This window comes from Escherichia sp. WS3063, assembly GCF_046486595.1.
GTDB classification, from domain to species: domain Bacteria; phylum Pseudomonadota; class Gammaproteobacteria; order Enterobacterales; family Enterobacteriaceae; genus Escherichia; species Escherichia coli.
Window position 1 is genome coordinate 12,560 of the sequence record NZ_JBJQKY010000004.1, and the last position, 13,839, is coordinate 26,398.

Here is a 13,839-nt window from a genome sequence, read left to right on the forward strand (position 1 = left end):
TGCTTTATGCCAATTCTTCAGGATGCGCCCGCGAATATTCATGCTAGTTTAGACATCCAGACGTATAAAAACAGGAATCCCGACATGGCGGACAAAAAGCTTGATACTCAACTGGTGAATGCAGGACGCAGCAAAAAATACACTCTCGGCGCGGTAAATAGCGTGATTCAGCGCGCTTCTTCGCTGGTCTTTGACAGTGTAGAAGCCAAAAAACACGCGACACGTAATCGCGCCAATGGAGAGTTGTTCTATGGACGGCGCGGAACGTTAACCCATTTCTCCTTACAACAAGCGATGTGTGAACTGGAAGGTGGCGCAGGCTGCGTGCTATTTCCCTGCGGGGCGGCAGCGGTTGCTAATTCCATTCTTGCTTTTATCGAACAGGGCGATCATGTGTTGATGACCAACACCGCCTATGAACCGAGTCAGGATTTCTGTAGCAAAATCCTCAGCAAACTGGGCGTAACGACATCATGGTTTGATCCGCTGATTGGTGCCGATATCGTTAAGCATCTGCAGCCAAACACTAAAATCGTGTTTCTGGAATCGCCAGGCTCCATCACCATGGAAGTCCACGACGTTCCGGCGATTGTTGCCGCCGTACGCAGTGTGGTGCCGGATGCCATCATTATGATCGACAACACCTGGGCAGCCGGTGTGCTGTTTAAGGCGCTGGATTTTGGCATCGATGTTTCTATTCAAGCCGCCACCAAATATCTGGTTGGGCATTCAGATGCGATGATTGGCACTGCCGTGTGCAATGCCCGTTGCTGGGAGCAGCTACGGGAAAATGCCTATCTGATGGGCCAGATGGTCGATGCCGATACCGCCTATATAACCAGCCGTGGCCTGCGCACATTAGGTGTGCGTTTGCGTCAACATCATGAAAGCAGTCTGAAAGTGGCTGAATGGCTGGCAGAACATCCGCAAGTTGCGCGAGTTAACCACCCTGCTCTGCCTGGCAGTAAAGGTCACGAATTCTGGAAACAAGACTTTACAGGCAGCAGCGGGCTATTTTCCTTTGTGCTTAAGAAAAAACTCAATAATGAAGAGCTGGCGAACTATCTGGATAACTTCAGTTTATTCAGCATGGCCTACTCGTGGGGCGGGTATGAATCGTTGATCCTGGCAAATCAACCAGAACATATCGCCGCCATTCGCCCACAAGGCGAGATCGATTTTAGCGGGACCTTGATTCGCCTGCATATTGGTCTGGAAGATGTCGACGATCTGATTGCCGATCTGGACGCCGGTTTTGCGCGAATTGTATAACATTGCCACTTTTGGACAATTTTGCAGACATTTTATTGTGAAAAGTCTTAAATTGTTGCGTCCGGGATCAAGGCGTCCCGGACGATTCAGGAGTACAATAGGCAGATAAAGGCTTAAACGCTGTTCCACAGGAAAGTCCATGGCTGTTATTCAAGATATCATCGCTGCGCTCTGGCAACACGACTTTGCCGCGCTGGCGGATCCTCATATTGTTAGCGTTGTTTACTTTGTCATGTTTGCCACGCTGTTTTTAGAAAACGGCCTGCTGCCCGCCTCATTTTTGCCAGGCGACAGCTTGTTGATACTGGCAGGCGCATTGATTGCCCAGGGGGTTATGGATTTTCTGCCTACGATTGCGATTCTGACCGCTGCAGCAAGTCTGGGCTGCTGGCTAAGTTATATTCAGGGGCGCTGGTTAGGGAATACCAAAACGGTGAAAGGCTGGCTGGCACAGCTTCCTGCTAAATATCACCAGCGCGCCACCTGCATGTTTGACCGCCACGGTCTGCTGGCGCTGCTGGCTGGACGTTTTCTTGCATTTGTCCGTACGCTGCTGCCAACCATGGCGGGAATTTCCGGTCTGCCAAACCGCCGCTTCCAGTTTTTCAACTGGTTAAGTGGATTGCTGTGGGTCAGCGTGGTAACCAGTTTTGGCTATGCCTTAAGTATGATTCCGTTCGTTAAACGCCATGAAGATCAGGTAATGACGTTCCTGATGATCCTGCCAATTGCCTTGTTAACCGCTGGCTTGTTAGGCACGCTGTTTGTGGTGATTAAAAAAAAATACTGTAACGCCTGACGATTTTCCCCGTTCCCGGTTGCTGTACCGGGAACGTATTTAATTCCCCTGCATCGCCCGCATTCTTGCCGCATCTTCCCCCGGCGTCACACCGAAGTAACGTTTAAACTCACGGCTAAATTGCGATGCGCTTTCATAGCCGACGCGCATCGCTGCTGCGCTGGCCTTCATGCCGTCATGGATGATCATCATCCGCGCCTTATGCAGACGGTAATTCTTCAAATACTGCAACGGCGAGGTACTGGTGACAGACTTAAAATTATGGTGGAACGCCGATACGCTCATGTTGGCTTCTGCCGCCAGTTGCTCGACGCTCAGGTTTTCGGTGTATTTATTCTCAATCCGTTTCAGCACGCGGCTAATCAGACTGAAGTGAGTCTGGCGACTGACCAGCGCCAGTAACGCGCCGCCGCAAGGTCCGGTCAGCACGTAGTACAGAATTTCGCGGATGATCTGTTTGCCGAGAATACGCGCATCCAGTGGTCGCTCCATCACGTCGAGTAACCGCTCCGCCGCGCATAAAATCTCTTCTGATAACGTGGCGGAGTTAATCCCGCTGGCTGCCATCGACGGCTGGAAATGCTCATCTTCGCCAATGTCCATCAACAGTTCCTGTAACTGCAAAATATCGACATTGAGACGCAACCCTGCCAACGGCACCTCTGACGTGGCATAGGTTTCGCACTCAAACGGCAACGGCACCGTCAGCAGCAGGTATTCATTGGCATCATAACGAAACACGCGTTCATTGATATAACCGATTTTATGCCCGGAAAAGAGAATTATGATGCCAGGCTCGTACATCACCGGTGTACGTGCGAAAGGCGTCTCGCCATACAACAAACGCACATCGGGCAACAGTTCTGACAAACTATTTTCTTTATTTTTCAGTTTATTAACTTTATCCGCCAGCAAGCGGCAAATCTCTTCACGTTTCATATCGCGTAATTTCTTAGGAATAATGCGGCAATTTGATTGTGCGCAATTTTGTAGCATTTCTCCAGCACTCTGGAGAAATAGGCAAGACATTGGCAGAAATGAGCATTGAGAGCCAGGGCGCTGGCGATCACAATGAAAAACATCAGGCAGATCGTTCTCTGCCCTCATATTGGCCCAGCAAAGGGAGCAAGTAATGAACAACTTTAATCTGCACACCCCAACCCGCATTCTGTTTGGTAAAGGCGCAATCGCTGGTTTACGCGAACAAATTCCTCACGATGCTCGCGTATTGATTACCTACGGCGGCGGCAGCGTGAAAAAAACCGGCGTTCTCGATCAAGTTCTGGATGCCCTGAAAGGCATGGACGTGCTGGAATTTGGCGGTATTGAGCCAAACCCGGCTTATGAAACGCTGATGAACGCCGTGAAACTGGTTCGCGAACAGAAAGTGACTTTCCTGCTGGCGGTTGGCGGCGGTTCTGTACTGGACGGCACCAAATTTATCGCCGCAGCGGCTAACTATCCGGAAAATATCGATCCGTGGCACATTCTGCAAACGGGCGGTAAAGAGATTAAAAGCGCCATCCCGATGGGCTGTGTGCTGACGCTGCCAGCAACCGGTTCAGAATCCAACGCAGGCGCGGTGATCTCCCGTAAAACCACAGGCGACAAGCAGGCGTTCCATTCTGCCCATGTTCAGCCGGTATTTGCCGTGCTCGATCCGGTTTATACCTACACCCTGCCGCCGCGTCAGGTGGCTAACGGCGTAGTGGACGCCTTTGTACACACCGTGGAACAGTATGTTACCAAACCGGTTGATGCCAAAATTCAGGACCGTTTCGCAGAAGGCATTTTGCTGACGCTAATCGAAGATGGTCCGAAAGCCCTGAAAGAGCCAGAAAACTACGATGTGCGCGCCAACGTCATGTGGGCGGCGACTCAGGCGCTGAACGGTTTGATTGGCGCTGGCGTACCGCAGGACTGGGCAACGCATATGCTGGGCCACGAACTGACTGCGATGCACGGTCTGGATCACGCGCAAACACTGGCTATCGTCCTGCCTGCACTGTGGAATGAAAAACGCGATACCAAGCGCGCTAAGCTGCTGCAATATGCTGAACGCGTCTGGAACATCACTGAAGGTTCCGATGATGAGCGTATTGACGCCGCGATTGCCGCAACCCGCAATTTCTTTGAGCAATTAGGCGTGCCGACCCACCTCTCCGACTACGGTCTGGACGGCAGCTCCATCCCGGCTTTGCTGAAAAAACTGGAAGAGCACGGCATGACCCAACTGGGCGAAAATCATGACATTACGTTGGATGTCAGCCGCCGTATATACGAAGCCGCCCGCTAAGCTTTTTACGCCTCAAACTTTCGTTTTCGGGCATTTCGTCCAGACTTAAGTTCACAACACCTCACCGGAGCCTGCTCCGGTGAGTTCATATAAAGGAGGAACGTATGGCTAATCCAACCGTTATTAAGCTACAGGATGGCAATGTCATGCCCCAGCTGGGACTGGGCGTCTGGCAAGCAAGTAATGAGGAAGTAATCACCGCCATTCAAAAAGCGTTAGAAGTGGGTTATCGCTCGATTGATACCGCCGCGGCCTACAAGAACGAAGAAGGTGTCGGCAAAGCCCTGAAAAATGCCTCAGTCAACAGAGAAGAACTGTTCATCACCACTAAGCTGTGGAACGACGACCACAAGCGCCCCCGCGAAGCCCTGCTCGACAGCCTGAAAAAACTCCAGCTTGATTATATCGACCTCTACTTAATGCACTGGCCCGTTCCCGCTATCGACCATTATGTCGAAGCATGGAAAGGCATGATCGAATTGCAAAAAGAGGGATTAATCAAAAGCATCGGCGTGTGCAACTTCCAGATCCATCACCTGCAACGCCTGATTGATGAAACTGGCGTGACGCCTGTGATAAACCAGATCGAACTTCATCCGCTGATGCAACAACGCCAGCTACACGCCTGGAACGCGACACACAAAATCCAGACCGAATCCTGGAGCCCATTAGCGCAAGGAGGGAAAGGCGTTTTCGATCAGAAAGTCATTCGCGATCTGGCAGATAAATACGGCAAAACCCCGGCGCAGATTGTTATCCGCTGGCATCTGGATAGCGGCCTGGTGGTGATCCCGAAATCGGTCACACCTTCACGTATTGCCGAAAACTTTGATGTCTGGGATTTCCGTCTCGACAAAGACGAACTCGGCGAAATTGCAAAACTCGATCAGGGCAAGCGTCTCGGTCCCGATCCTGACCAGTTCGGCGGCTAACATGCAAATTCTCCCGGTGGCGGTAATGTTCCGCTACCGGACTTTTCAGAAATCATTTATTCCCCTCGCGTCCCGCCCGTTGTTACTCTTCCTTGTTCAGGAATGCCAAATATAAGGACATCATCATGCAGAGCCGGAAGCTCTTAAAAGAACAACTCATCTATATCCGGGATAAACGCAACGGAGAGGTGAAAAACAGATGAAAATAATACTTCTGTTTTTAGCAGCCCTGGCAAGTTTTACCGTACACGCACAGCCCCCCTCACAGACCGTAGAACAAACAGTCCGGCATATTTATCAGAACTATAAATCAGATGCCACTGCCTCTTATTTTGGTGAAACCGGAGAGCGGGCGATAACTTCTGCGCGTATTCAACAGGCGCTTACCCTGAACGACAATCTTACGCTGCCGGGCAATATTGGCTGGCTGGATTATGATCCGGTTTGTGATTGTCAGGATTTTGGCGATCTGGTGCTAGAAAGCGTCGCGATAACCCAAACTGACGCCGATCATGCCGATGCCGTTGTGCGCTTTCGTATCTTTAAAGATGATAAAGAAAAGACCACGCAGACACTGAAAATGGTGGCGGAAAATGGTCGTTGGGTCATTGACGATATTGTCAGCAATCATGGCAGCGTCTTACAAGCAGTTAATAGCGAGAATGAAAAAACGCTGGCCGCTTTAGCTTCGTTGCAAAAAGAACAGCCGGAAGCCTTTGTTGCCGAACTCTTTGAACATATTGCTGATTATAGCTGGCCGTGGACGTGGGTGGTTTCCGACTCTTACCGCCAGGCGGTTAATGCCTTCTATAAAACCACCTTCAAGACGGCCAATAATCCCGATGAAGATATGCAAATAGAACGGCAATTTATTTACGACAATCCGATCTGTTTTGGCGAAGAGTCGCTATTTTCACGCGTTGATGAAATTCGAGTCCTGGAGAAAACCGCCGATTCCGCCCGCATTCATGTTCGTTTTACGCTGACCAATGGCAACAACGAAGAGCAAGAACTGGTTTTACAGCGGCGCGAAGGCAAGTGGGAAATCGCTGATTTTATCCGCCCGAACAGCGGCAGCCTACTTAAGCAGATTGAGGCAAAAACTGCCGCCAGATTAAAGCAATGAGCTGAATTAAATAACAATTAGCCGGAACAATAAATAAAAGGGAACACTATATGAAAACGATTTTCACCGTGGGAGCTGTTGTTCTGGCAACCTGCTTGCTCAGTGGCTGCGTCAATGAGCAAAAGGTCAATCAGCTGGCGAGCAATGTGCAAACATTAAATGCCAAAATCGCCCGGCTTGAGCAGGATATGAAAGCACTACGCCCACAAATCTATGCTGCCAAATCCGAAGCTAACAGAGCCAATACGCGTCTTGATGCTCAGGACTATTTTGATTGCCTGCGCTGCTTGCGTATGTACGCAGAATGATAAAAAAATCCCCGGTAGCGTGTCAGTTGCCGGGGATATTTTTTAACGTCCAACCGCCGCTTTAGGCCGTTTCTTCGCACCAGCATTCACCGGACGAGATTGCGTAGACGACGCTTTTTTTGCCGTAGCAGGCGTCTGACGCTGGGTCGCCATCGGCGTATGTTTCGTCAACGCCGGACGGGTATTGCGGTTCTGGCGACGAGCTTCACGCATCTCTTCAATGGTTGGCGCAGGCACTAAGCAATCGCGACGGCTGCCAATCAGATGCTTTTTGCCCATCGCTTCCAGCGCCTGGCGGATTAACGGCCAGTTTGCCGGATCGTGGTAACGCAACAACGCTTTATGCAAACGACGCTGTTTGTCGCCCTTCGGTACGAAGACGTCTTCGCTCTTATAACCAATCTTCGCCAGCGGGTTTTTCCCGGTGTAATACATGGTGGTTGAGTTCGCCAGCGGCGACGGATAGAAGTTCTGCACCTGGTCGAGGCGGAAGCGGTGCTTTTTCAGCCACAGCGCCAGATTCACCATATCTTCATCACGCGTACCGGGGTGCGCGGAGATGAAATAGGGGATCAGATACTGCTCTTTACCTGCCTGTTTTGAGTAAGTATCGAACAGCTCTTTAAAGCGGTCATAGCTGCCCATGCCCGGCTTCATCATCTTCGATAACGGCCCTTCTTCGGTATGTTCCGGGGCAATCTTCAGATAACCGCCGACGTGATGGGTCGCCAGTTCTTTGATATAGCGCGGATCTTCTACGGCTATGTCATAACGCACACCAGAGGCAATCAGGATCTTTTTAATGCCTTTCAGATCACGCGCACGGCGATAGAGGTTGATCGTTGGTTCGTGGTTCGTGTCCATGTGCGGACAAATATCCGGATAAACGCACGACAAACGGCGACAAGTTTGTTCAGCGCGTGGCGATTTGCAGCGCAACATATACATGTTGGCAGTTGGCCCACCAAGATCGGAAATCACGCCCGTAAAACCTGGAACGGTGTCGCGGATCGCTTCGATCTCATTAATGATCGAATCTTCGGAACGGCTCTGAATAATGCGCCCTTCGTGCTCGGTGATAGAACAGAAAGAGCAGCCGCCAAAGCAGCCACGCATAATGTTGACCGAAAAACGGATCATTTCGTAAGCCGGAATACGGGCATTGCCATAGGCCGGATGTGGCACGCGCTTGTATGGCAGCGCAAAAACGCCGTCCATCTCTTCGGTAGAAAGCGGAATAGCAGGCGGGTTGATCCACACATAGCGGTCGCCGTGTTTTTGCATCAATGCGCGGGCACAGCCTGGGTTGGTTTCGTGGTGCAGAATACGCGAAGCATGGGCGTACAGCACTTTATCGCCCTTCACTTTCTCGAAAGAAGGCAGCAACACGTAGGTTTTTTCCCACGGTTTCGGGCGCGGTGGCTGCACGGTTACGGCTTTGGCTTCCTGCTTTTTCGGTGCCACCGGTTTGTTATCCGCGCACGGCAAATCTTCACCATACGGATGCGGGATTGGGTCGATTTTTCCAGGGGTATCAAGACGGGTGGAATCCACGCCGCTCCAGCCAGGCAGCGCCTCTTTCACGATAATCGCGGTATTACGCACATCGCGGATTTCACTAATTGGCTCGCCCATCGCCAGACGATGCGCCACTTCCACCAGCGGACGCTCACCGTTACCAAACATCAGCATGTCGGCTTTCGAATCCACCAGCACGGAACGGCGCACGGTATCGGACCAGTAATCATAATGCGCGGTACGGCGCAGACTAGCCTCAATACCGCCGAGGATCACCGGTACATCTTTCCACGCCTCTTTACAACGCTGGGTATAAACCAGTGTGGCGCGATCCGGGCGCTTACCCGCGACGTTATCCGGCGTGTAGGCATCGTCATGACGTAAACGGCGATCGGCGGTATAACGGTTGATCATCGAATCCATGTTGCCAGCAGTAACACCGAAAAACAGATTCGGTTTACCCAGACGCATAAAGTCGTCTTTGCTGCTCCAGTCCGGCTGGGCGATGATCCCGACGCGAAAGCCCTGCGCTTCCAGCATACGACCGCAAATCGCCATCCCGAAGCTTGGGTGATCGACATACGCGTCGCCAGTAACCAAAATGATGTCGCAGCTATCCCAGCCAAGTTGATCCATCTCTTCACGAGACATCGGCAAAAACGGTGCCGGTCCAAAACAGGCGGCCCAGTACTGCGGCCAGGAGAACAGGTCGCGATCCGGTTGGATCAGGGAGATAGAGCTCATTTTGCTTCCAGAAATGATAAAAAAATAATCAAAGGCCGGGGATTATAAGCCGGAACGAAAGAGAAATCGAAAGGTATTCCATACTCGCCCTCCTCGGGCGAGTATGAAGATTACGGTACCGGATTGACCAACAGTTGCCCAATCGAGCCACGGTCCGCCATTTCCAGCGTCTGACTGTTGAAGTAGAACGGGAAGTGCGCCCAGGAAGGCTGACCGAAATAAACAAGCAGCTCCACTTGTCCGTCAACCCAAACGGTATCTTTCCAGCCTCTGTCTTCCGGGAACGGCATCGCGCCATTCACGTTACGGATCTGGAACATTACGCCTTCAATATGGAACGCTTGCGGCTCGTCCGCGCGTACCGTCCAGCGTTCCCACGTTCCTTGCTGCGCGGTGACATCAATACGGTTGACGTCCCACAGCTGTCCATTAATACCCGGGTCATCACCCAGACTGATATCGCGACTGCGAATTGGCGAACCAGCCATGATTTCAGTTGGCAGCAAGCGCATCGGAAGACTGTCTGTGACCAGCGGCAGAAGGCCGGTTGGGCGCAGCGTTAGCACCAGGGTAGAAACCAGAATACTGGATGGCTCAAAGAAGCCACGAATACGATCAACAATGCTCGCCGCTTCGCCACAGGTGATCGACACTTCATCGCCGTTGCTCATATCCACCAGAATCTCGCGGCGCTCGCCCGGTGCCAGCGAAAGTTGCTTCACCGATACAGGAGCAGGCAGGAATCCCTGATCGCCAGAAATCACATGTAACGGGCGACCATCGTTCATCTGTAGTTGATAGCGACGAGAGTTCGACGCGTTCAGCAGTCGCAAGCGCACCCAGCCACGCGAGACTTCAACGTACGGGCTTTGTACACCGTTAACCAGCAGCGTATCACCAACAAAGCCGCCGCTTCCCGGTTCGTTGTATTCTGGCGTACCAAAGTTATCCAGCCGTTTATCCTGGATAATGACCGGAAAATCATCCACACCATAATGGTTGGGGATAGGCAGCGACTTGCTGACTTCATCTTCCACCAGCCACATTCCGGCAAGGCCGTTATAGACCTGCTGAGCCGTGCGGTTGGGAGTATTGGCGTGATACCACAGAGTAGCTGCGTTCTGGCGAATGGGCAGTACGGGTGCCCAGTCAGCGTTTGGCGACATCATCCGTGCCGGACCGCCCATCAGCGGGCCTGGTACCTGTAGCCCGGCCACCGTCATTGAGACATTTTCTGTCAGGCGGTTGCTGTAAATAAGCTTAACATCGTCGCCCTTCCAGACGCGGATAGTCGGCCCCAGGTAACGACCATTGATTCCCCAGACCGACGCGCGTGTCCCTGGCGTAAATGACCAGTGCGCACGTTGTACAGTCATAAACAGCGGTTGCCCACGGCGAGATTCAAGTAGCGGCGGAACGGGTAGCGGTTGCTGTTGCCCGGCTGCGCTGGCCTTCAGGGGAACAGCGCCTGCACAAAGTGCAATCCCCGATGCCTGAATGAACTGACGCCGACTGAGTGACATATTTGCTCCATGTAAAACTGGCTAAAGTAATACCGTGCAGGAAAGTGTTCCCCGCAAAAATACAGATTGCCGACTTAAACTTTTCCGGCGGCTTCGCGTTCTGCGACTTCTTTATCGAGCTCGGCGATTTTTTGTTCCATTATCGAACGACAATGGGCAGCCAGCTCACGAACCTGATCTTTGCCATACTGACTGACGTCAATTGGCGGCAGCATTTCGACAATCACCAGACCGTTGTGCAGTCGATTAAGATTAATCTTATTCGAAGTTGTAGAGACGCACACGGGAATAATCGGGACGCCCGCCGCAATTGCCGCGTGAAATGCTCCAGTCTTGAACGGTAGCAGGCCGCGACCACGGCTGCGGGTTCCTTCCGGGAACATCCAGATGGAAATACGGCGTTTTTTGAAGTGATTCACTACTTCCGCAATGGTGCCGTGAGCTTTAGTGCGATTGTTTCTGTCGATCAATAAGTTGCCGGTTAACCAGTACAACTGCCCGAAGAAGGGGATCCACAGCAAGCTCTTTTTACCTACCGTCACCGTCGGCGGTTGCACGATGTTCGATGCTGTCACCATGTCATAGTTGTTCTGGTGGTTAGCGATATAGATAGCATTGCCGTAGCTTTCAGCGTCTGTAGGTTTACGGCACTCAACTTTCAGGCCAAACAGCGGCGCAAGACGGCCAAACATATGCCCAAAGGTGGCCACATGTTTCGGGTTACGCGGGCTGAAAAGGCAGTAAATGGAGCCGAATACACAGACTAAGATGCTGTAAATCACGGTAATAATAAGACGAAAGATATATAGCATAACACCCTCTGAAGGTCTGAGAGACTGGCATTGTACGTCACCTGAAATCAGGTTAGGGCATTGTTAAAAGCCGCTCTCTGGAAAAGCGTATTGTTAATCGCAACGCATGAATAAACAACGGTTTCAAGGGAATTTTTATCGTTTCCGGGGGTTGAATACGCTGCCGGATGACGACTTAACGTTTCATCCGGCGTTCCTTGCAAGCGGGAGGAAACAGCGCCCTCCCCGGCATATTACTCTTCGCTATCACCGCTGCTGGCACGGCGAGGAGAGTCGATCTCAACACGATCGATACGCTGCAAACCGCGCATCAACGTACCGCGGCGTCCACGTTCGCCAGTGACTTTCTGTAACTCTTCCGGGCGCAGTTTAATTTTGCGTTTCCCAACATGAATGGTCAGCGTGCTTTGCGGCGGCAGAACGTACAATTGCGCCAGACCATCTTCTCCACGCGCGGCTTCTGCCGATGGAATGTTGATAATCTTGTTGCCTTTGCCCTTCGACAGCTGCGGCAGATCACTTACCGGGAACATCAACATACGGCCTGCCTGAGTGATTGCCAGCAGCATATCGGAAGCATCTTCAATCACCACCGGCGGCATAACATGGGCATTTTCCGGTAAGGTGATCAAAGCCTTACCTGCACGGTTACGCGCCACCAGATCGTTAAAGGTGCAGACGAAACCGTAACCCGCATCGGAAGCCATCAGCAGTTTCTGATCGTCGCTTTCCATCAGCATATGGTCAACGGTCGCCCCAGGCGGCAACGTTAATTTGCCGGTGAGCGGCTCGCCCTGACCACGCGCCGACGGCAGCGTAATCGGGTCAATGGCATAGCTACGACCGGTGGAATCAACAAACACTACCGGTTGGTTGCTCTTACCTTTCACCGCCGCTTTGAAGCTATCACCCGCTTTATAATTCAGGCCCGGCGCGTCGATATCATGGCCTTTAGCGCTGCGTACCCAGCCCATCTGCGACAGCACAATGGTGACAGGTTCAGACGGCAGCATGTCGTGCTCGCTCATCGCTTTCGCTTCTTCGCGTTCCTGCAACGGCGAACGACGATCGTCACCGTAGGCTTGCGCGTCTGCCTGCAGTTCTTTCTTCAGCAGGTTATTCATTTTACGCTCGGAAGCCAAAATGCCCTGCAACTGGTCGCGCTCTTTTTCCAGTTCACTCTGCTCACCGCGAATCTTCATCTCTTCCAGTTTGGCAAGATGACGCAGTTTCAGTTCGAGGATCGCTTCCGCCTGGGTTTCCGTAAGGCCAAACCGCGACATCAGCGCCGGTTTCGGTTCATCTTCATTACGAATGATCTCAATCACTTCGTCGATATTGAGAAACGCCACCAGCAAACCTTCGAGGATATGCAGGCGCTTGAGGACTTTCTCCAGACGATAGTTCAGTCGGCGGCGCACGGTATCGCGGCGGAACACCAGCCATTCGGAGAGGATTTCCAGCAGGTTTTTCACCGCCGGACGACCATCCAGACCGATCATATTAAGGTTAATACGATAGCTCTTTTCCAGATCGGTGGTAGCGAAGAGGTGGTTCATCACCTGATCCATATCCACGCGGTTGGAACGCGGCACAATCACCAGGCGGGTCGGGTTCTCGTGGTCAGATTCATCGCGCAGATCGTCAACCATCGGCAGCTTTTTGTTGCGCATTTGCGCAGCAATTTGCTCCAGTACGCGCGCACCTGAAACCTGATGCGGCAATGCGCTGATAACCACCGCGCCATCTTCTTTCTTCCACACCGCGCGCATACGCACTGAACCACGTCCGTTCTCGTAGATTTTACGGATCTCGGCGCGCGAAGTGATAATTTCCGCTTCAGTCGGATAATCCGGCCCCTGCACGATATCCAGCAGCTGATCGAGCGTGGTTTTCGGCTGGTCGATTAATGCGATTGCCGCCTGAGCCACTTCACGCAGGTTATGCGGTGGAATATCGGTCGCCATGCCGACGGCAATACCGGTGGTGCCGTTAAGCAAAATGTTTGGCAGACGGGCAGGTAGCATTTTCGGCTCCTGCAAAGTGCCGTCGAAGTTTGGCACCCAGTCAGCCGTCCCCTGCCCCAGCTCGCTCAATAGCAGCTCGGAATATTTCGACAACCGGGATTCGGTGTAACGCATTGCCGCGAACGATTTCGGATCGTCCGGCGCGCCCCAGTTCCCCTGACCATCAACCAGCGGATAACGGTAAGAGAACGGTTGCGCCATCAGGACCATCGCTTCATAACAGGCGATATCGCCGTGCGGATGGTATTTACCCAGTACGTCACCGACGGTACGGGCCGATTTTTTAAATTTGGCGCTGGCATTCAGGCCCAGTTCAGACATCGCATACACAATGCGGCGCTGAACAGGTTTCAGACCATCACCAATAAACGGCAACGCACGGTCCATGATCACGTACATGGAGTAGTTTAAGTAGGCGTTTTCCGTAAATTCATGTAGCGCAAGGCGCTCTGCCATATCGCTCATTAATTCTGATTCCTCAA

11 protein-coding genes are annotated in these 13,839 nt (G+C 52.2%); 6 read left to right on the top strand and 5 right to left on the bottom strand.

What is annotated here, in order from left to right:
- The first annotated feature begins 84 nt into the window (after positions 1 to 84).
- Together metC and yghB are read left to right on the top strand one after the other, a co-directional pair.
- Complete coding sequence (metC, locus tag ACJHYW_RS04840; RefSeq protein ID WP_061092725.1) at positions 85 to 1,272, top strand: cystathionine beta-lyase; 1,188 nt, start codon at positions 85 to 87, stop codon at positions 1,270 to 1,272.
- A gap of 139 nt (positions 1,273 to 1,411) precedes the next feature.
- Positions 1,412 to 2,071, top strand: coding sequence for a DedA family general envelope maintenance protein YghB (gene yghB / locus ACJHYW_RS04845; protein WP_000268419.1), 660 nt, complete (start codon positions 1,412 to 1,414; stop codon positions 2,069 to 2,071).
- Between the two features lie 39 nt (positions 2,072 to 2,110).
- Here the strand turns inward: yghB and yqhC are convergent, their stop codons facing one another.
- Positions 2,111 to 3,010 (bottom strand): DNA-binding transcriptional regulator YqhC, encoded by a 900-nt coding sequence (gene yqhC / locus ACJHYW_RS04850; protein WP_001298382.1) that lies wholly within the window; start codon positions 3,008 to 3,010, stop codon positions 2,111 to 2,113.
- Between the two features lie 193 nt (positions 3,011 to 3,203).
- On the opposite strand from yqhC, the gene yqhD reads away from it, so the two are divergent.
- The 4 genes from yqhD to yqhH all read left to right on the top strand — a co-directional run bounded on the left by yqhD (position 3,204) and on the right by yqhH (position 6,733).
- On the top strand, positions 3,204 to 4,367 hold the full coding sequence (gene yqhD / locus ACJHYW_RS04855; protein ID WP_001058802.1) for an alcohol dehydrogenase: 1,164 nt from the start codon (positions 3,204 to 3,206) through the stop codon (positions 4,365 to 4,367).
- Between the two features lie 104 nt (positions 4,368 to 4,471).
- A complete protein-coding gene (gene dkgA, locus ACJHYW_RS04860; RefSeq protein ID WP_000013149.1) occupies positions 4,472 to 5,299 on the top strand; it encodes a 2,5-didehydrogluconate reductase DkgA in 828 nt (275 codons plus the stop codon).
- A 199-nt stretch (positions 5,300 to 5,498) separates the two neighbouring features.
- Positions 5,499 to 6,425, top strand: a complete 927-nt coding sequence (locus ACJHYW_RS04865) for a YbjP/YqhG family protein (protein WP_000691628.1) — start codon at positions 5,499 to 5,501, stop codon at positions 6,423 to 6,425.
- 50 nt (positions 6,426 to 6,475) lie between these two features.
- Positions 6,476 to 6,733, top strand: a complete 258-nt coding sequence (yqhH, locus tag ACJHYW_RS04870; RefSeq protein ID WP_000848528.1) for a lipoprotein YqhH — start codon at positions 6,476 to 6,478, stop codon at positions 6,731 to 6,733.
- A 42-nt stretch (positions 6,734 to 6,775) separates the two neighbouring features.
- On the opposite strand, the gene ACJHYW_RS04875 is transcribed toward yqhH, so the two are convergent.
- From ACJHYW_RS04875 to parC, 4 genes are all read right to left on the bottom strand, one after another.
- Entirely contained in the window at positions 6,776 to 8,995 is a 2,220-nt protein-coding gene (locus tag ACJHYW_RS04875; protein ID WP_410233344.1) for a YgiQ family radical SAM protein, read from the bottom strand.
- A gap of 110 nt (positions 8,996 to 9,105) precedes the next feature.
- Complete coding sequence (gene ftsP / locus ACJHYW_RS04880; RefSeq protein ID WP_000059388.1) at positions 9,106 to 10,518, bottom strand: cell division protein FtsP; 1,413 nt, start codon at positions 10,516 to 10,518, stop codon at positions 9,106 to 9,108.
- Between the two features lie 74 nt (positions 10,519 to 10,592).
- Positions 10,593 to 11,330, bottom strand: coding sequence for a 1-acylglycerol-3-phosphate O-acyltransferase (gene plsC, locus ACJHYW_RS04885; protein ID WP_000965722.1), 738 nt, complete (start codon positions 11,328 to 11,330; stop codon positions 10,593 to 10,595).
- Positions 11,331 to 11,563: 233 nt separating this feature from the next.
- Positions 11,564 to 13,822: a DNA topoisomerase IV subunit A gene (gene parC, locus ACJHYW_RS04890; RefSeq protein WP_001281841.1), complete on the bottom strand. Its 2,259-nt coding sequence runs from the start codon at positions 13,820 to 13,822 to the stop codon at positions 11,564 to 11,566.
- Between the last annotated feature and the right edge of the window lie 17 nt (positions 13,823 to 13,839).

What these genes read in the sequence shown, in the direction of transcription:
- metC (WP_061092725.1), top strand. Translation starts at nt 85, where the DNA reads ATGGCGGACAAAAAGCTTGATACTCAACTGGTGAATGCAGGACGCAGC.
- yghB (WP_000268419.1), top strand. Translation starts at nt 1,412, where the DNA reads ATGGCTGTTATTCAAGATATCATCGCTGCGCTCTGGCAACACGACTTT.
- yqhC (WP_001298382.1), bottom strand. Translation starts at nt 3,010, where the DNA reads ATGAAACGTGAAGAGATTTGCCGCTTGCTGGCGGATAAAGTTAATAAA.
- yqhD (WP_001058802.1), top strand. Translation starts at nt 3,204, where the DNA reads ATGAACAACTTTAATCTGCACACCCCAACCCGCATTCTGTTTGGTAAA.
- dkgA (WP_000013149.1), top strand. Translation starts at nt 4,472, where the DNA reads ATGGCTAATCCAACCGTTATTAAGCTACAGGATGGCAATGTCATGCCC.
- ACJHYW_RS04865 (WP_000691628.1), top strand. Translation starts at nt 5,499, where the DNA reads ATGAAAATAATACTTCTGTTTTTAGCAGCCCTGGCAAGTTTTACCGTA.
- yqhH (WP_000848528.1), top strand. Translation starts at nt 6,476, where the DNA reads ATGAAAACGATTTTCACCGTGGGAGCTGTTGTTCTGGCAACCTGCTTG.
- ACJHYW_RS04875 (WP_410233344.1), bottom strand. Translation starts at nt 8,995, where the DNA reads ATGAGCTCTATCTCCCTGATCCAACCGGATCGCGACCTGTTCTCCTGG.
- ftsP (WP_000059388.1), bottom strand. Translation starts at nt 10,518, where the DNA reads ATGTCACTCAGTCGGCGTCAGTTCATTCAGGCATCGGGGATTGCACTT.
- plsC (WP_000965722.1), bottom strand. Translation starts at nt 11,330, where the DNA reads ATGCTATATATCTTTCGTCTTATTATTACCGTGATTTACAGCATCTTA.
- parC (WP_001281841.1), bottom strand. Translation starts at nt 13,822, where the DNA reads ATGAGCGATATGGCAGAGCGCCTTGCGCTACATGAATTTACGGAAAAC.